Source organism: Streptomyces sp. NPDC088254, from assembly GCF_044740925.1.
GTDB lineage: Bacteria > Actinomycetota > Actinomycetes > Streptomycetales > Streptomycetaceae > Streptomyces.
The window spans coordinates 235,819-253,037 of the sequence record NZ_JBIURQ010000008.1 but is presented as its reverse complement, the minus strand read 5'-3'; the positions used below and the strand labels follow the sequence as shown (position 1 = coordinate 253,037).

The 17,219-nt window shown below is 71.9% G+C and carries 11 protein-coding genes; 4 read left to right on the top strand and 7 right to left on the bottom strand.

Annotation, left to right across the window (positions count from 1 at the left end):
* Together ACIOC0_RS24030 and ACIOC0_RS24025 are read right to left on the bottom strand one after the other, a co-directional pair.
* Window positions 1–198, bottom strand: a complete 198-nt coding sequence (locus tag ACIOC0_RS24030) for a DUF1918 domain-containing protein (RefSeq protein ID WP_402157415.1) — start codon at window positions 196–198, stop codon at window positions 1–3.
* Between the two features lie 84 nt (window positions 199–282).
* Window positions 283–1,197, bottom strand: coding sequence for a DMT family transporter (locus tag ACIOC0_RS24025; protein WP_351098275.1), 915 nt, complete (start codon window positions 1,195–1,197; stop codon window positions 283–285).
* On the opposite strand from ACIOC0_RS24025, the gene ACIOC0_RS24020 reads away from it, so the two are divergent.
* The 3 genes from ACIOC0_RS24020 to ACIOC0_RS24010 are packed head-to-tail and all read left to right on the top strand — an operon-like array spanning window position 1,196 to window position 3,756.
* Window positions 1,196–2,665 carry a PLP-dependent aminotransferase family protein gene (locus ACIOC0_RS24020; RefSeq protein ID WP_402157414.1) on the top strand — a complete coding sequence of 490 codons (1,470 nt, stop codon included), beginning with the start codon at window positions 1,196–1,198 and terminating at the stop codon, window positions 2,663–2,665. The genes ACIOC0_RS24025 and ACIOC0_RS24020 overlap by 2 nt on opposite strands.
* A 10-nt stretch (window positions 2,666–2,675) precedes the next feature.
* Window positions 2,676–3,134: a GNAT family N-acetyltransferase gene (locus ACIOC0_RS24015; protein ID WP_402157412.1), complete on the top strand. Its 459-nt coding sequence runs from the start codon at window positions 2,676–2,678 to the stop codon at window positions 3,132–3,134.
* A 31-nt stretch (window positions 3,135–3,165) separates the two neighbouring features.
* Complete coding sequence (locus tag ACIOC0_RS24010) at window positions 3,166–3,756, top strand: histidine phosphatase family protein (protein ID WP_402157410.1); 591 nt, start codon at window positions 3,166–3,168, stop codon at window positions 3,754–3,756.
* Here the strand turns inward: ACIOC0_RS24010 and ACIOC0_RS24005 are convergent.
* The gene (locus tag ACIOC0_RS24005; protein WP_402157409.1) at window positions 3,738–4,181 is read right to left on the bottom strand and encodes a DUF6314 family protein; all 444 of its coding nucleotides are present in this window, start codon (window positions 4,179–4,181) and stop codon (window positions 3,738–3,740) included. The two genes, ACIOC0_RS24010 and ACIOC0_RS24005, sit on opposite strands and share 19 nt — an antisense overlap.
* A gap of 131 nt (window positions 4,182–4,312) precedes the next feature.
* Between ACIOC0_RS24005 and ACIOC0_RS24000 the strand changes: the two genes are divergently transcribed.
* A complete protein-coding gene (locus tag ACIOC0_RS24000; RefSeq protein WP_402157407.1) occupies window positions 4,313–6,802 on the top strand; it encodes an alpha-L-arabinofuranosidase C-terminal domain-containing protein in 2,490 nt (829 codons plus the stop codon).
* A 490-nt stretch (window positions 6,803–7,292) separates the two neighbouring features.
* On the opposite strand, the gene ACIOC0_RS23995 is transcribed toward ACIOC0_RS24000, so the two are convergent.
* From ACIOC0_RS23995 to ACIOC0_RS23980, 4 genes are all read right to left on the bottom strand, one after another.
* Window positions 7,293–10,340 (bottom strand): pPIWI_RE module domain-containing protein, encoded by a 3,048-nt coding sequence (locus tag ACIOC0_RS23995; RefSeq protein ID WP_402157405.1) that lies wholly within the window; start codon window positions 10,338–10,340, stop codon window positions 7,293–7,295.
* Between the two features lie 82 nt (window positions 10,341–10,422).
* Complete coding sequence (locus ACIOC0_RS23990; protein WP_402157404.1) at window positions 10,423–14,187, bottom strand: hypothetical protein; 3,765 nt, start codon at window positions 14,185–14,187, stop codon at window positions 10,423–10,425.
* Window positions 14,180–15,448 (bottom strand): hypothetical protein, encoded by a 1,269-nt coding sequence (locus tag ACIOC0_RS23985; RefSeq protein WP_402157402.1) that lies wholly within the window; start codon window positions 15,446–15,448, stop codon window positions 14,180–14,182. Before ACIOC0_RS23985 ends, ACIOC0_RS23990 begins: the two co-directional genes overlap by 8 nt.
* On the bottom strand, window positions 15,441–17,186 hold the full coding sequence (locus tag ACIOC0_RS23980; RefSeq protein ID WP_402157401.1) for a PD-(D/E)XK nuclease family protein: 1,746 nt from the start codon (window positions 17,184–17,186) through the stop codon (window positions 15,441–15,443). The genes ACIOC0_RS23985 and ACIOC0_RS23980 overlap by 8 nt, the downstream gene beginning before the upstream one ends.
* Window positions 17,187–17,219: the final 33 nt, after the last annotated feature.

Below are 17,219 nucleotides of genomic sequence, written 5' to 3'. Positions count from 1 at the left end.
CTACATCTGTTCCTGGACCTTGTGGCGGATCTCGGTGTCCGGCCCGGGGGAGCACACTCCCTCGTGCCCGTCCTCGAAGCGGACGCGGTACGGGGGGTTGCCCTCCCGGCCCAGGACCTCGACTATCTCGCCGACCTTGTCGTGTTGGCCGACCACCCTGCCGTGCTGGATCAGCTGGTCGCCCGTGGTTGCACGCATCTGTGGGGCCTCCTCACCGTGTGGGCGGCGCGTTGCGCTTGTGCGGCGCACGGCACTGCCCCGGAGCCGGCGGGTGCGCACCCGTCAGCCGCGCGCCCGCTGGGTGACGGCGATGCAGACGAGGACGGCCGCGGCCGTCAGCGGGGCGGCCGGGGTCAGCCGTTCGCCCAGAAGCAGCACCGACCACACCAGTGTGAGCAGGGGCTGCGCCAACTGCAACTGGCTGGCCTTGGGGATTCCCACGGCCGCCATGCCCCGGTACCAGACGACCAGACCGAGGAACTGCGAGCCCGCCGCGACCCACAGCAGCCCGGCCACGCTGTGCGCCGTCAGGTGCGCCGGCTCGAAGGCCAGGGCGACGGCGGCGGCCGGCGCGCTGAGCGGCAGGCAGAGCGTCAGCGCCCAGCCGATGACCTGCCAGCCCGGCATGACCCGGGCCAGCCGGCCGCCCTCGGTGTAGCCGGCCGCGCACACCAGCAGCGCCCCGAAGAGATACAGGTCGGCCGAGCTCAGCGCGCCGCCGCTCTGCTGCACGGTGAACGCAGCCACCGCGCACGCCCCGGCCAGTGCCGCCGCCCAGAAGGTGCGGGAGGGGCGTGAGCCGACGCGCAGGGCGGAGAACAGGGCCGTGGTCAGCGGCAGCAGCCCGACCACGACGGCCGCGTGCGCGGTGGTCGAGGTCTGCAGGGCGAGCGTGGTGAGCAGCGGGAACCCGACGACGACCCCGGCGGCGACGACCGCGAGCCCCGGCCAGTGCCGCCGGGCGGGCAGCGGCACCCGCAGCGCCAGCAGTGCGCCGCCCGCGATCAGCGCGGCGAGGACGCTGCGCACGGCCGTCAGCGACCAGGGGCCGAAGCCCTCCAGCCCCCAGGCGGTCGCCGGGAAGGTCAGTGAGAAGGCGACCACCCCGAGCGCGGCCTGAAGGGTGCCGAGGTTCCGGCCCCGGGGAGCGGTCACTGCTATCGCGGGAACGGCGGTAGCGCTACTCTGTGTCTTCATGCAAGAGCGTAGCAGTGTGAGTGAGCTGGCGAACCGGCTGCGACAGGAACTGGACCGCTACTCTCCCGGTGGAAAGCTCCCGTCGAGCCGGGCCCTGGTGGAACGCTTCCGGGTGAGCCCGGTGACCGTCTCGCGCGCCCTGGCCCAACTCGCCGCCGAGGGTCTGGTGGTGACCCGCCCCGGAGCCGGCGCCTTCCGCGCCGGCCCACGGCGTACGACCGCCCCCTCGGCCGGCGACACCTCCTGGCAGGAGGTCGCGCTGAGCGCCGACGGGGCCGCCGACCTCGTGCCCCGCTCGGTGGACGCCTCCGGAGTCACCGTCTCGCTGGCCGCCCCGCCGCCCGGCGTGATCGAGTTCAACGGCGGCTATCTGCACCCCTCCCTCCAGCCGGAGCGCGCCATGTCCGCGGCCCTGGCACGGGCCGGACGGCGGCCCGGCGCGTGGGGGCGGCCGCCCCTGGAAGGGCTGCCGGAGCTGCGCGAGTGGTTCGCCCGCACCATCGGCGGGACGGTCACCGCGGCCGAGGTGCTGGTCGCCGCGGGCGGCCAGGCGGCGCTCACCACCGCCCTGCGCGCCCTCGCCCCGCCCGGCGCGCCGGTGCTCGTGGAGTCGCCCACCTACCCCGGCATGCTGGCCATCGCCCGCGCCGCCGGACTGCGCCCGGTCCCCGTCCCGGTCGACCGGGACGGGGTGAAACCGCACCTGCTCAGCGACGCCTTCCGCGCGACCGGCGCCCGGGTGTTCGTCTGCCAGCCGCTGTTCCAGAACCCCACCGGCGCGGTCCTCGCCCCCGCCCGGCGCGGCGAGGTGCTGCGCATCGCCCGGGAGGCGGGCGCGTTCGTCGTCGAGGACGACTTCGTACGGCGGCTCGCGCACGAGGACGCCGGACCGCTGCCCCGACCGCTGGCCGCCGACGACCCGGACGGCGTCGTCGTCCACGTCGGCTCGCTCACCAAGGCGACCTCGCCCAGCTTCCGGGTCAGCGCGCTGGCCGCCCGCGGCCCGGCCCTGGAACGGCTGCGCGCCATCCAGGTCGTGGACGCCTTCTTCGTGCCCCGGCCCCTCCAGGAGGCCGCACTCGAACTCGTCGGCTCACCGGCCTGGCCCCGCCATCTGCGCTCCATCGCCGCCGAGTTGAGGACGCGACGCGACACGATGACGGCGGCCCTCGCGCTGCGCCTGCCCGAACTGGAGCTGTCGCACGTCCCGTCCGGCGGCTACCACCTGTGGGTCCGCCTCCCCGGCTCCGGGGGAGAGGCGGCGTTCACGGCGGCCGCCCTGCGCGCCGGCGTCGCCCTCGCCCCCGGCCGCCCCTACTTCAGCGCCGAACCCCCCGCCCCGCACGTCCGGCTCAGCTTCGCGGCGGTCGCGGGGACCGAGGAGATCGAGGACGGCGCCCGCCGCCTGCGGCAGGCGTGCGACGAGGCGCTCAAGGAAACCGTTCGACAGCACAGCCGCGATCTGTGAGGGTCCGGGCATGAACGACACCCCCGCCCTCGCCGCAGGCTACGAGCTCTCCACCGACCCCGGCCGCGTCGACGCCGAGCGCGTCCACCGCTGGCTGTCCACCGACGCCTACTGGGCGCTCGGACGCGAGCGCGAGAAGCAGGACCGGGCGATCGCCGGGTCCCTCAACTTCGGGGTGTACGACCTCGCGTCCGGGGATCAGGTCGCCTACGCCCGGGTGGTGACGGACCGGGCAACGTTCGCCTGGCTCTGCGATGTGTACGTGGATCCGGCGGTCCGGGGGAAGGGCATCGGCACCTCGCTCGTCGCCGCCGTACGCGATCACCTGCGGCCCTACGGGCTGCGCCGGATGCTGCTGGCCACGCAGGACGCGCACGGGGTGTACGAGAAGGTCGGCTTCGAGGCGCTGGAGGACCCCGGCCGGTGGATGGCGCTCATATTCGAGAAGTTCTCCCTCGGCACCCCTTGACCCGCCTACCCGGTGGTCCCACCATCGCCGCATGGCACTCCGGGTCACGTTCGTCGCCGCCGCGCGCAGCTCGCCGATGCTCGCGGAGCGCTTCGAGGACGACCGGCCGCTGGACCAGGCGGCCTGGGGCGAGGTGCAGCGCGCCGTAGGCGATCTGCTGCCGCTCGCGGCGGCCGAGCTGCGCTACTGCTCGCCGACCCCGCGCAGCCGGGCCACCGGGGACGCCCTCGGATACGCCCCACTCGTCCAACTCGCCCTGAGGGACTGTGACATGGGGCGGTGGCGGGGCTTCACCCTGGGCGAGGCGATGGCCCGGGAGCCGCAGGCCGTGGACGCCTGGCTGGCCGACCCGTGGTCCGCGCCGCACGGCGGTGAGCCGCTGCTCGCGTTCATCTCCCGGGTGGGCGGCTGGCTCGACACCCGGCCGTTGGAGGACGGCGGCCGGATCGTCGCCGTGGCCGAGCCCAGCGTCATCCGGGCCGCCCTGGTGTACGCGCTGAAGGCGCCGCCGTCGTCGTACTGGAACATCGACGTGCGCCCGCTGTCGACGACCACCGTCACCGGGCGCCACGTCCGCTGGAACCTGCGCTTCGAGGGCGCGCCTCAGCCCTCGCGGACGTAGTCGGTCGTCAGCACCAGGTCCTTGGCCGGGCCGCGCACCCGCCACACGCTTCGCCAGCGGTCGGCGTCGAGGACCGTGAACTCGCCGCGGTAGAGGTCGGCGGAGCACGGGTGGTCGGCCGTGTGCCGGCCGGTCGTCAGGTCCAGGAGGTGGAAGGGGCGGCCGTCGGCGAACCGGACGTCCGCCGTGCCGGGCGCGGGGCCCGGAAGGAAGCGCAGGGTCCGCTCGGCGGGGCGGGGCACGCCCTGCCAGGTGAACACGCCGGACTCCGCGTGCAGCAGTCCACCGCCCTCCAGTGGCCGGAACACGGTCGTGCCGGTGAAACCGCCCTCGTCGCCGCTCCCCGCATCGCGCACGGAGCGCTCCACCCGCCAGCTCCCGGCGAGGTACTCCAGGACGTCCGGCACCGGCCACAACCCGCCCATCCCGTGCCGCCCTCCGTCGGATCAGCCCTCGCACGCCCCATTGACGCGCTCAAGTCACCTCCCTATCTTGCCGTTCGAAGTGCTGATCAAAGTCCGATATTTCGAACGCCCGAATGAGCCGCGGAGTATCCATGTCACCCAGCACCACGACCGCCCGCTGGAGAACCGGTCTCACCGCCACCGCCCTGCTGACGGCGACCGCCCTCCTGCCCGCCCCGGCGCACGCCGAGGCGGTCGCCGACTACACGATCACCGTCGATCCGGCCCGCCGGGGCGCGACGATCGACGACACGATGTACGGCGTCTTCTTCGAGGACATCAACCGCGCCGCCGACGGCGGCCTGTACGCCGAGCTGGTGCAGAACCGGTCCTTCGAGTACTCCACCGTCGACAACCGCTCCTACACACCGCTCACCTCCTGGACGGTCGCCGGCGCCGCCGAGGTCGTGAACGACGCCGGCCGCCTCAACGAGCGCAACCGCAACTACCTTTCCTTGACCGCCGGTTCGTCCGTCACCAATGCCGGCTACAACACCGGCGTCCGCATCGAGCAGGGCGAGAGGTACGACTTCTCGGTGTGGGTCCGCGCCGAGAAGGGCACGAGCCTGACGGTGTCGCTCCAGGATGCCGACGGCGCCCTCGCCACCGCCCGCCGCGTCGCCGTGCGCCCCGGCGGCTGGGCGCAGTACAGGACGAAGTTCCAGGCCGCCCGCACCAGCAGCACCGGCCGCCTCACCGTCGCCTCCACCGCCGCGGCCGCCCTCGACATGGTGTCGCTGTTCCCGCACGACACCTACAAGCACCAGCCCAACGGGCTGCGCAAGGACCTCGCCGAGAAGATCGCCGACCTGAAACCCGGCTTCGTGCGCTTCCCCGGCGGCTGCCTGGTCAACACCGGCTCCATGCAGGACTACAGCGAGGCCTCCGGCTGGCAGCGCGCCCGCTCCTACCAGTGGAAGGACACCATCGGCCCGGTCGAGGAACGCGCGGTCAACTCCAACGTCTGGGGCTACAACCAGAGTTACGGCCTCGGCTACTACGAGTACTTCCGCTTCGCCGAGGACGTCGGCGCGATGCCCCTGCCCGTCGTGCCGGCCCTGGTGACCGGCTGCGGCCAGAACAAGGCCGTCGACGACGAGGCGCTGCTCGCGCGGCACATCCAGGACACCCTGGACCTCATCGAGTTCGCCAACGGCCCCGCGAACTCGACCTGGGGCGCGAAGCGTGCGCGGATGGGACACCCCGAGCCCTTCCACCTCACCCACATCGAGGTCGGCAACGAGGAGAACCTCCCCGTCGAGTTCTTCGACCGCTTCCAGCGGTTCCGCGCCGCGATCGAGGCGAGGTACCCGGGCGTCACCGTCGTCTCCAACTCCGGCCCGGACGACGCCGGCGCGACCTTCGACAAGGCCTGGCAGCTCAACCGCGACGCCAAGGTCGGCATGGTCGACGAGCATTACTACAACAGCGCGCGGTGGTTCCTGCAGAACAACGCCCGCTACGACTCCTACGACCGCGAGGGCCCGAAGGTCTTCCTCGGCGAATACGCCTCCCAGGGCAACGCCTTCAAGAACGGCCTTGCCGAAGCCGCCTTCATGACCGGCCTGGAACGCAACGCCGACGTCGTCAAACTCGCCTCCTACGCACCGCTGTTCGCCAACGAGGACTATGTGCAGTGGCGCCCGGACCTGGTGTGGTTCAACAACCACGCCTCCTGGAACTCGGCCAACTACGAGGTCCAGAAACTGTTCATGAACAACGTGGGCGACCGTGTCGTCCCCTCGGCGGCCACCGGCACCCCCTCGGTCCAGGGCCCGATCAGCGGCGCCGTCGGCCTGTCGACCTGGGCGACCTCGGCGGCGTACGACGACGTGAAGGTCACGGGCGCCGACGGCGCCACCCTCCTCGCCGACGACTTCTCCGGTGACGCCTCCCGCTGGACGCACACCGGCGGCGGCAGCTGGTCGGTGCGGGACGGCCAGTACGTGCAGAGCGACGCGGCCGCCGAGAACACCATGGTCTCGGCCGGCGACCCGAACTGGCACGACTACGACCTGCACGTGAAGGCCACCAAGAAGTCCGGCAAGGAAGGCTTCCTCGTCGCCTTCGGCGTCAAGGACACCGGCAACTACTACTGGTGGAACCTGGGCGGCTGGAACAACACCCAGAGCGCCGTCGAGCAGGCCGTGGACGGCGGGAAGTCCACCCTGATCTCCAAGGCCGGCAGCGTCCAGACGGGCCGCGCCTACGACATCGACGTCAAGGTGCGCGGCCGCCAGGTCACCCTCTACCTCGACGGCCAGGAGTGGGGCCGCTTCACCGACGACACCCCGGCCGAACCGTTCCGCCAGGTCGTCACCGAGGACGAGGTGACCGGCGACCTGGTCGTCAAGGTCGTCAACGCCCAGTCCGCCGACGCCCGCACGACCGTCGACCTCGGCGGCGCCCGGGTCCGCTCCTCGGCCCGGGTGACCACGCTGACCGCCGCGCCGGACGCGGTCAACAGCGAGACGCAGACCCCGGTCGCCCCGGTGACCTCCACCTTCACCGGAGTGGCCGACAGGTTCACCTACATCTTCCCGGCGAACTCGATCACCTTCCTGCGGATCAGGCAGAAGTAGGGCGCCACCCCCTCCGGCCGTCCGCCCCACCAGCCCGCCCCCGGCCCCGGCCCCGGCCGGGGGCGGTGTGACGCCGCTCTGCTCGCCCAGTCACCGGTCCGCCCCGACCGGCGGCGCGTGGCCGACTGGGCGTTGCGCACCGGGTGCCCTGCCCGGATCGGTGGGGCAGAGCCTCAGCTGCGATTGTCGAGCGTCTATCTCGCGGTGCGCAGCGATCCGCCCTCGGGGGAAGGACTGAGCGGGTATGCGGTTGCAGGTTCGTACCCTGGAACGGGAGGAGCGCCTGACCTGGCCGGCGGCGACGAGACCGACGTCGCGGCCAGACCGAAACTGGTCACGGTCACCCCGGTGTTCCGCCTTCCTCCGCTGGACCGCGCACACGAGTAGAGACGGGTGCATGCAGGGGCTGTCGTCGGTCTCTCAGAACACAGGTCCTGTGAATACCGGTGTCCTCCGTCGTCAGGGCACCGCGTAGGTGTCGATCCCGTCGTCAGTCGTGGGCCGTCTCGGCCTCGTGGTCCGGCGTCGTGGACAGTCCGGCCGCGTCGGCGAGATCTGGGTCCTCCGTGCTCTGGTTTCCAGCAGATACGTCCGACTCCTCGTTCGAAGTCCGGTCGCCGTCGGCGAGTGTCGGGAGGACGTATGCCTGGGCCAGCCCCGCGAGGTGGAGTGGGAGGGGGAGGGACAGGGCAGCGGCGTAGTCCGGGGCCTGGCGGAGCTGGTGCATGGCGAGGGCCAGCGCCTCGGCGTCGTCGGGCGTTCCCGGTACGGGGGCAGCCAGGTCGTCATCCTCGTGGCAGCCCAGTACCGCGATCTCCACCAGGGTCGGGTTCCAGGCGCTGGTGCCCGCCTGCGAGGTGAGGTTGCCTGCCGCGTTGACCCGGGTGGCGAGGCGGTCGAGTGCGGGGGAGATCGCATGGGTTCCGGGGCGTTCGGTGGTGCTGTAGAAGACCCGCTCGCGCGACGAAGCCCCGTCCGCGTAACGCTGCTGGGGATCCTGTGCCCAGAAGCCAGCCGGCTGTCCGTGGGGCTTGCCCGGGTCGGCCAGCCCCCACCACTGGGCGCTCTCGCGACCGCCGCATCCGCGCACGCGTACGAGGCGCAGTTCGTCGTCCAGTCGTCCCGCCGGGGCGTGGCCGGTCTTGATCAGGTCGCGTTCGGTCTGGCCGTCCTGGAGCCAGGGCCAGTGCAGTCGGCTGTTCTGAGCGTGGGTGATCAGTGCGGTGGGTTGCCCTCGGAGGGAGTGCAGCACGCGTTGGAGGAATGCCGCGGTAACCCTGCGCTGTTGGGCGAGGTTACTGCGCCACTGCTTGCCAGTGACCCTAGGGGCACCGGGACGTGCGTCATCGTCTGGAGCCCCGGGTTCCGTGAACGCTTCGGGGTCGATCTCCGCCTGTTTCACCAGAGCGAGGAGGAACTGCGGATAGGGCACCCATTCCCCCGCGGTGTCGTCCCAGCCGCGTACGGCCGCGAGGCCTTCCCCGGCCGGGAGCGGGGTGACCAGGACGGCCACAGGCAGGTGCTTGGGCAACCGGGTCGGGCCGTCCTTGCGACGTTTCACCATCCACACCGCCGCGTATTGCAGCGAGTCCGGAAGATCGTCACCGAGGGTGTGCTGGGGCAGGACGCGGACGCCGAGCTGGCGCAGTCCGTCGAGCCACGAGCTGCACGTGCGGTGGTCGAGACTCTCCGCATTGTCGATCTGCCGGTCGGTGGACGGGGTGACGACGAACTGAGTCAGCAGGCCCGCGTCGGCGCACCCGAGGCGGATGGCGAACTTGGGGTCCGTCGACGCTGGGCGGAACGTGCTGCGGTGTGCGACTTCTACGAGGGCGAGTTCGGGGCGGGAGGGGTCCGCGCCGTCCGCGCGGAGCCAGGCGCGCAGGGCGCGGCGCCGTTCGGCGACGGCCGCCGCGAGCGCCGCGCCTTTGCCTTTGACCGCCGGGTCGGGCACGAGCCGGTCGCCCAGTCCGTCGGCGAGGGGCAGGCAGCGCAGCCGGAGCGTGACCTCTGCCGTCCGCCACTCCAGGACGACCGGTGCTCCGGGCGTGGCCTCGTCGAAGTCCCGGTCCGTGACGTGGTCGGCACTGGCGCCGCCGTCGCCGTCGAGGCCCAGGGCCTTGGCGAACTGTGCCACTGCCTCGCCGCGTACCTCGGGCGACTGCCACAGCAACCGGGCCTCCACCACGGGCGGGCCGGCCTGTTCCGGGCCGTGGGAGGCGATCCGGGCCTGTGCCGCAAGTGCCACGCGCCGTGCCTGGGTTTCGCGCAGCAGCTCGGCCTTCTTGGCCTCGTCGGTCCTGGGCTTGGGCCGCCGATTCTGTGGCGCGCCGATGCCCTTCCCGCGTCCGCGCGTGAGGTCGGGTACCCGGACCAGTGTTTCAGGGAGAGCCTGCTCGGCCCATTCGGTGAGCTGGGACCGCTGGTTGGGCATGAAGCCGGTGCCGATCTCGTGCTTGCCCATCCTGGTGCTGTGGACCACGGAGGCCCGGACGCCGCGGCCCTCGCCGATCCAGGAGACCGGTTCGGTGAGGAGGTGTTCGGGGTCGGGGAAGTTGCCGGCGAGGCTGAGTCCGCGCAGGATGCCGGCGGTGTCGTTCTCCGACCAGACGAAGGTGTCGGCGGCCCGGTCGCGGCGCAGGCGTGCCAGTGCGTAGCGTTCGGTGGCCGGAGCGCCGGGCAGCCAGGGGATGGTGGGCCGCAGGTAGACGGTGGTGGCCTCCCGGTAGGGCAGGTCGAGGCGTTTGGTGGTGGTCCGAGGGTGGGTCGCCCAGCGGCGCACACCCCAGTGCAGGTGGAGACGCGGCCTGGGGTCGAACGGCGTGGTGTGCAGGGAGATGTTCAGAAGGACGGAGAACCACCACTCCTTGCGTTTGACGGTCCGGCACAGAGGCTGCGACATGAGTTCCGCGCCCTGGTCGCGAGGTCCGCGGGGCAGCGCCCGGAACCGCAGCTCCCCTCCCTCGAACGGGAAGGGGTCGAGGGTCAGGATGCGGTGTGCCAGGGCGTCGGTGGCGAGTTGGAACTGGCGCGGTTCCGGGGCGGCAGTGCCGCCCCGGGTGGTCGGGGTGGTGAGGAGTTCGACGCCGGTGACCGGCTGCCACTCGGGCAGGTTCTGCTTCAATTCGGTGCTGCTCGCGAGCAACAGCGACCGGAACCGGGGATCCTGTGCGGAGCCCTTGGGCCCGAGGGTACGCAGCCAGGCGTCGAGGAGTTGCTGCATGGAACGCCCGGGGAGGGGGGCGGGCGCCGAGGCCGGTACGTACATCCAGAAGTCCTCGGCGGCCAGCGGCCCTGGCTCGACGGGGATACGCGGCCGGGGGCGGACGATCACGTCGGGGGCGAGCGTCTGGAGCACTCCGTCGAGTCGGCGGGTGGGCAGCGTCGGCTGCCGCTTCTCCTCGTCCCGCCCGTGGTTGTGCAGTTCGAGGAGTCCGGCATGCCAGTGTTCGGGGAAAGGGAGTGCGTGGAAGTCCTCGATCCAGGGGGTGCCTTCCTCGGCCAGGTGGTACGCGGATCGGCGGATGTTCTTGTACATGCCGGTTCTCCTTGCGATGTCCGTACGTGGGCGGGCGCGGTTGTCCGCCGACAGTGCTGCCCAGGGCGGTGGTTGGCGTGCTTCAGTCGACCGATCGCGGGCCGGGTGACGTCCCCATGGCACACAGCGCTTCGTACAGCGGGCGGTAGAGCAGCTTGACGAGTGCGGCGTCGGCGGAGTGGGTGCGCTCACCGTGCGCGACGGTGTCGGTGTCGCTCTGGGCGAAGTACGGCGCCAGGACGTCCCGCAGCCGGACGAGCAGCCCCGGGTCGCCTGCGCGGCGTGCACGACGGCTCTGGCCGGTGAAGGGGGCCTGTGCTGCGGCGAGTCGCGGTGCGAAGGCCGCGTCGACGAACACGACGCGGGCGGGTACGCCACCGCGGACGAGGCGCCCGATGACCTGCCAGATGGTGACGAGCTGGTCCCAGACGAAGGACTTCTTCTCGTCATCGGAGAGCGAGGAGTAGATGTAGGGCCGTGACAGTACGTGCCGCCACACGCCGCGTGCGGTGGTCCTGAAAGCGCTGCCTGCCGCGTTCAGGTCCCCGGCCTGGGCGACCATGTCGCTGAACGTCCCTTCGTCCGGCAGCTTCAGTTGACCGCGTACGAACCGCGTCGCCCAGTCGTTGATGGCGAAGACCGCCAGGGAGAGGTCGTCGGGGCGGGGGTGCGGGCGGACCATGAAGAACACCGTCCCGAACGCCGCCACCTTCTCCTCGCCGGCCCGTTGGGGGGCGGTGAGGATGTTGTGTCCTCGCTCCACGGCGAGGAGGGGCGCCACGAGCAGTTCGGCGTCCGGGTCGTCGGCGAAGGACGCGAGGTCCCCACGCCGGACCGCTCCCGCCCCCGATTCCGTGCCCGGCGCCTGGCTCCCTGCCGACGCCGTCCCGTTGACGGCGGCCTCCAGTTCGGCATCGTCGGCGGCCAGGACGCGTACCCGGCCACGCCACCGCGGGATCTCGTTCAGCGCGGTGGCGGCCACTTTGGCTTCCGCGTAGCTGCCCACCAGGAGCAGGGCACGTTTGCGGCGCTGGTCGGGGATTCGGGCGAGTTCGCTTTGGAGAGGGGAGGAATTGCCGTCACTCCGGGACCGGGCGAGCCGGTCGATCATCAGGCGCAGGACGTCCTCGCGCTGGTCGGGGTCCTGGCCGGAGAGCCGGATCGGCTGTCCTGCGGCGTTGTACAGGAACTCGGTGCGGAACACGGTCTTCCGGATGGCGTCGAGAGCCTTGGGCTGCGGTTTCAGCACGGCGCGGACGGGGGCGAGGACGTGGGCCCGGGTGGAGGTGCCGGCCCAACTGGTGCCCGACATCAACAGCACGTGTGGCCCTGCCTTGCCCAGGCCTGGGTCGGCGCCGAGCTGGGGAAGACCCAGGAGCAGTTCCCGGCCCACGCCCGCACAACGGAAGAAGCGCAGGGTGCCGGTGCGGTGTCCCTCCTTGTTGCGGGCTGCGGCCCGTTCGTCCACCAGGTACTGGAAGCCCAGGACGTTGCCCATGGGCGCTTCGGGCAGCAGTGGCGCGTAGTCGAGGGGCGGGCGGCGGGTCAGCTCGTGGGCCGCGGAGTCCAGCCGTAGCGCTGCCTCCACCTGAGGCCACAGGAACGTCACCCGGTCCAGGCGTTGGTGCAGGGCGGCGAGGACGAGGGTGAACTCCAGCCGTCGTGCGTTGAGTTCACGCCACTCCTCGGTGAGCGGTACGTCCTCGGGGGCAGGCTCCTTGCCTCGCTCGGCAGTGGGCGCGGGGCGCTGTTCCGGGCCCGGAGCTCCGATGAGGAAGGAGTCGAGGAGCGCGCGGACTCGGCGTCGTGTCCGCTTCTCGTCGAGGGTGTGCAGGACGTCGTGGGCGAGGGCCGTGAGCTGGTCGGCGGGGGTTCCGTAGGGGCCGCGTCCACCGAGCGGATCGTCGCGGAACGTGTCGAAGAACCCGGTGATCTCGGTGCGTCGCTGCGCCCAGGGAGCGTCGGGGACGGGGGAGTCGCCAATGGCCCCGAGCCCTTCCTCGTCCTCGTAGAGTGCGCTCTCGTCCTCGACACCCCCTTCGTTCGTGCTGTCCGGCCGCCTGGCGGCCTGGCCTCGCGTTAGCGGATACCAGGCGTGCAGCAGCTTCTCCTGGAGGGTCCAGGCACTGAAGTAGTCGATCTGTGCCCAGTCCCGCAGGCTTCCGTCGTCGATGAGCATGGCGTACAGCCGGTCCGCGGCGGAACCTACGACGTCCAGGGCGGCGGACCACCGTTCCACGTCCTGGTCGGAGAGCTGCAGCCGTCCCTGCCGGGCGAGTTCGGCGATCTCGTGGGTCTGCAACTGGTCGAGCCAGGAGTCGGAGACACTGGTGGTGACGAGCGTGGCCGACGGGGCGAACATCTGGTCGAGCTGCATCTGTACGCGGTCGGCCTCGTCGACGACGACGATGTCGCTGCGCAGGCAGGCCAGCTCCAGATAGCGCAGGCGCTCGGCGTTGAGCTGACGCGGAACCGCGGTCTGGACGAGACTGGCCGGGTTCGCGACCCAGATCAGCGCGTCCACGAGGTCACGGGCGGCGGAGTGCCGGGGGCAGACGCTCCACAGCGGGCAGGCGTGCGGGGTGCCCAGGTCCTCCTCGTCGGTGTCGGTGTCGTCAGTGATGGCCTCTTTGTCGGCGGCGCCTCGGGCTCGTTCGAGCTCGCGTACCGCGCGCACGGCCGCGGGCTCCTCGGCGGTCTCCTGGCGCCTAGCGGGGTGAAGGGCACCGCACGGCGCGTCGGTGTAGCGCAGGGGCTCGGACGTGTCGAGTGCGCGCAGGGCGTCCAGCGGGCAGGCGGTGCTGAGGTGGGCGAAGACGGGTCCGGTGTGAGCCAGTAGGGAGTGTTCTCCCCGTGCGGCGAGTCTGCGGTGCAGTCGCTGGGTGTGCTGGGGCCGCGTCGTTCCCCCCTGCACCAGGGCGGCGCTCAGGCCGAGCGTGCGGAACAGCTCGGTCAGCGTCAGCTGTTCGGCCACGTCGCCGACGACGAGAGTGATGCGCAGGTCGTTGTGGTGCGCCCAGACGGCGAGCACGGTCATCAAGGTCGACTTACCGGCACCGACCATGCCGACGAGGTGGGTGAGCCGGTCGAGCGGCAGCGCGGACGCCGCTTCGAAGACTGTCCCGTCCGGGGTACGGGTGTCGAGGTCGAGTTGGGTGAGACGCTGCTCCCAGTTCCCCGCCTTGAGCCCGCACCGCCGCTCCTCCGCGTCCATCCACCGTGCGACGTCGGCAAGTTCGTCGAGTGGTACGTCGAGGGGACCTGCGGTGGCGGGGTGTTCGGCGGTGAGGGGGTGGCCGGGGAAGGGGTCCCGTACCAGATCGGCGGGGACCGTGACGGAAGTGCGCCGGTGGCGGCGGTCCATGAAGCGGTGTTCGCCCGCCTCCGCCGGGGGAAGCACCTTCGTGGCGAAGCCGGGGAGGCTGGCGAGCGCGTCGTCGTAGGTCGTGAAGCGGTCGGCCGCCACCTTGAGGGGGACCCGATGGGCGGGCTCCCCGGCCGCCGGGACGCGGTACGCACGCAGCCGTTCGGGCAGTTCCAGGTAGGCGTCCAGGCTCTGCTGCCACATCCGGCCGCGGCGCATCGGCCAGAGCAAGTGCCGGGCCGCGGCCAGCGCGATCTGTTCGGTGGTGCCGGTGGGGAGCTTCGAGGCCCGTGCGAAGGCTGGGCCGTAGCCGCCGAGGAGCGTCCACGCCCCGTCGGCAGCGTGACCGGGCGCCACGGTCTCCATCAGCCGAAGAGCGAGCTCGACCTGGCAGAGCAGAGCGGGCCGGGTCCCAGCGTGTTCTTCGGGCCAAGGCCTCAGTGCGGCGACGACCGGCTGGTACCAGCTGCTGCGGTCACGCATGGTCTGCTCCCTTCTTCCCGGCGCCGTCGGTCGCCGCCGTCTGACTTCCGGACCGGGACGACGCTGTGCGTGTCCCGCCGTGCTCCCTGGCCGGAGGCACGGTGTGCAGAGGCGCGATGGACGCATCCGGCCCGCGCTCGCCGGACAGCCGCAGCCGCGCGGTCCGTTTCAGCTGGTCGTCCGTCAGCAGCCGCAGACCGCCCGCCCCCGAGCCCCGCTCCTTGGCATACATGGCCAGGTAGTCACGGCGGGCGCGCACCCGGAATGCGGGCACCACCCAACAGGCTTCGTCGTACGGGGGGTCGGGGCGGACGGCGGTGGCGGCGCGTCCGAGGAAGGCGGGGTGTGCCCAGTCCTTGACGTCGACGGCCCACACGTGACCGTCGGGGAAGGTGATGCGAAGGTCGTACGCGTCGAAGCCGGGCCACATCTCGACGATGAGGCCCAGGGCGCGTAGCTCGCCCTCCAGGAAGACCTCGGCGCGTCCGGGCCCGGTGACGAACTGTCGCAGAGGTTTCCGCAGTTGACGCAGCTCGCCCACCTCGGACGCGACGAGTTCCCGGCCGTGCGGTGGGGGACCTTGGTGCCGGCACTGGTCGCGCTCGCACCACCACTCGGTGTCGGACACTGGATGGAGCAGGGTCAGGCAGCGATGACAGCACAGGTACGCGCCGTCCCGGCGGAACCCGAGCGGGACGGGGGCATAGATCTCCTCGACGAGGAAGCGCACGGGGTCGAGGAAGAGGTCGGTGCTCACCTCGGCCCAGTCCGCCTCGGTGAGGACGGGCTTATTCACCAGGAGGCGACGGAAGGCCGTGTACGACTCGGGTGACGACACGGCCCGGCAGGCGCGCAGGGCCTCGTGGATCACCAGGCGGTCGTACTGCCGTCCGGTGCTGTCGCCATACCCCTGCACGGCGAGCTCGTGGCAGAGCTGCGCGGGTTCTCCGGAATCCTCGTCGATCAGCCGGTCCGCAGTGTCGAACAGGTCGCTGGGCAGTCGGTCCAGGGGCCAGCTGCCCAAGGGGCGGGCGCGGGCCCAGCGCATCATCTCGGGCACTCCGGACGGGGGCTTGGCGCCGTTGCGCAGGCACTGGAGTACCAGGGCATCCAGGGCCCGCTGCGCGCCGGCCGGGTAAGGCAGAGTGAAGGAGTCGAGGCGGTCGACGGCCGCCAGGTGCAGTACGGCGGTGGCCACGTCCCGCAGGAGGACGACATCGGGGTTGGACAGCCAGTCCGGCACGAGCTGTTGGTCAGGCATGGGGCGTGACGTCTCCTCGCGGTGAGGTCTGCGTGTCGGGGCTCGGCGAGCGCGGATGGTCGGTGACGTAGGCGGTGCCGGGCCGACACCAGGTCCGGGCCTGACAGCCGTGGCAGTGGCGTCCGGTCCTCGGTTCGTAGGTGGTGTCGTCCAGGAGTGGCTGGGCGAGTTCGGCGATGACGGCCCGGGCCTCGTCGACGATCTCGGCGCGCCCGGGGTCGATCGGTTCGAGCCGACTATCCCCTTGGCCTTCACGCAGGTGCTCCAGCTCGACCCAGGAGCGGCGCGGGTCGTCGCCAAGGGCGCCCGCGTGGAACAGCAGCACACCGAGGGCAAGTTGGGGATAGGTGCGGAGCAGGGAATCACGTTCCCACAGCGGGCGGACCGACGTCTTGGTCTCGCGCCAGATCCACCGGCCGCGGTGGGTGTACACCAGGTCGGGTACGGCGAGGACGACGACGTCGAGTTCGGGCACGTAGGCCGTGACCCGATGTTGTACGAGCACCTGCTCGTCGGCGTCAAGTCCGTTGAGGGGGCACAGGAGCCGGTGTTCCGCGAGCATCCCGGCAGCCTCGCGTGCGGAGGTGTCGTCGAGTCCGGCCCTGGCCCGTACCGCCGTCGGCTCGGGGATCTCGCGGTCCCGGCAGCCGCGCACCGGGCGTTCGGCGTGCTCTGCGTCGAGCCAGGCGTCGACGGCTCTGCCGCGCCGCGCCCCCCGGTCCTCGGCCGAGAGGTCGTTGAGGTGCAGGCGCCGCACAAGGTGGTACTGGGCGGGGCACTCGGCGTGCAGCCGCAGGTCCCAGACGGAGACGGAGCGGCGTTCGCGTGCGGGAGTCGGAGGGCGCCCGCCCCACAGCCGATGGGTGCGTTTCAGATCCACGCAGCCGGCGATGGCCTTGCAGTCGACACAGCTCTCCCCGGGCTGCACGCCGAGTTCGGTGGCAGCCGTGACGAAGGCAGGCACAGCGTCGTCCCGGAACCGCTGCCTCGCCCCGGCGGGGTCCTCGGAGAGCAGCTCCTGCACGGACCCGTCGGCGCACCCGACGTCGAAGACGCGGACCAATCGGGGCAAGCTGGTGCTCTCGGTCGCGGTGGGCGGAGGCTGGGCGCGTTGCTTGCGGCGAGGCGTGGGCGCGCCGAAGGCCATCACCTGCGCCACGGCCCCGAGCTCCGCGTCGGGGCGGCCGGTCTTGGCCCGGCCCATGGAAGGCAGCCACAGGTCGCGCACCTTTCCGTCGGAGGAGGCGTACATGCGGCCCCAGAGGGTGTGCTCGTACTGTCGGGCGCCACGGGCGTCGGGAGCGTCCGTGCGGGGAGTGCGCCACGTCCATGGCTGCTTCACCGGCTTGGTCTCAGGCAGCCCGGCCTCGACGGCGGCTGCCTGTTCGCGGGTACGGGCGGCCACGTAGCGCTCCAGGGCGTGGGCGGTCCAGGCCAGGTGGGCGGGGTGGACCGGGCCGCCCCATCCCCGGAAGGCGCCGCGGGTGCTCCGGAGTTCCTCGCGTACCCGCTCCACGGACCATCCGTCGTGTTCCAGCAGGTCGAGGGCGGTGAACAGCGGGCCGAACCCGAACTCCTCGCGGGGTGGCCGCCGGAACGGCACGGCCGGGTCGGCGACGAGCAGGGGCCGCATCGCGGTGCGTCGGTGGGTGGGACAGGCCGCGTCGTCGGGCCGGGCCATCCGGGGGCTCGCCCTGATCAACCAGTCGTGGCCGGCGACGCCGGGTGGGTTCTGCATGGTGACCCCCGTGGCAGACGGTATGGGCAGGAG

What these genes read in the sequence shown, in the direction of transcription:
- ACIOC0_RS24010 (WP_402157410.1), top strand. Translation starts at nt 3,166, where the DNA reads ATGGCACTCCGGGTCACGTTCGTCGCCGCCGCGCGCAGCTCGCCGATG.
- ACIOC0_RS24030 (WP_402157415.1), bottom strand. Translation starts at nt 198, where the DNA reads ATGCGTGCAACCACGGGCGACCAGCTGATCCAGCACGGCAGGGTGGTC.
- ACIOC0_RS23985 (WP_402157402.1), bottom strand. Translation starts at nt 15,448, where the DNA reads ATGCCTGACCAACAGCTCGTGCCGGACTGGCTGTCCAACCCCGATGTC.
- ACIOC0_RS24000 (WP_402157407.1), top strand. Translation starts at nt 4,313, where the DNA reads ATGTCACCCAGCACCACGACCGCCCGCTGGAGAACCGGTCTCACCGCC.
- ACIOC0_RS24020 (WP_402157414.1), top strand. Translation starts at nt 1,196, where the DNA reads ATGCAAGAGCGTAGCAGTGTGAGTGAGCTGGCGAACCGGCTGCGACAG.
- ACIOC0_RS24015 (WP_402157412.1), top strand. Translation starts at nt 2,676, where the DNA reads ATGAACGACACCCCCGCCCTCGCCGCAGGCTACGAGCTCTCCACCGAC.
- ACIOC0_RS23980 (WP_402157401.1), bottom strand. Translation starts at nt 17,186, where the DNA reads ATGCAGAACCCACCCGGCGTCGCCGGCCACGACTGGTTGATCAGGGCG.
- ACIOC0_RS23990 (WP_402157404.1), bottom strand. Translation starts at nt 14,187, where the DNA reads ATGCGTGACCGCAGCAGCTGGTACCAGCCGGTCGTCGCCGCACTGAGG.
- ACIOC0_RS23995 (WP_402157405.1), bottom strand. Translation starts at nt 10,340, where the DNA reads ATGTACAAGAACATCCGCCGATCCGCGTACCACCTGGCCGAGGAAGGC.
- ACIOC0_RS24025 (WP_351098275.1), bottom strand. Translation starts at nt 1,197, where the DNA reads ATGAAGACACAGAGTAGCGCTACCGCCGTTCCCGCGATAGCAGTGACC.
- ACIOC0_RS24005 (WP_402157409.1), bottom strand. Translation starts at nt 4,181, where the DNA reads ATGGGCGGGTTGTGGCCGGTGCCGGACGTCCTGGAGTACCTCGCCGGG.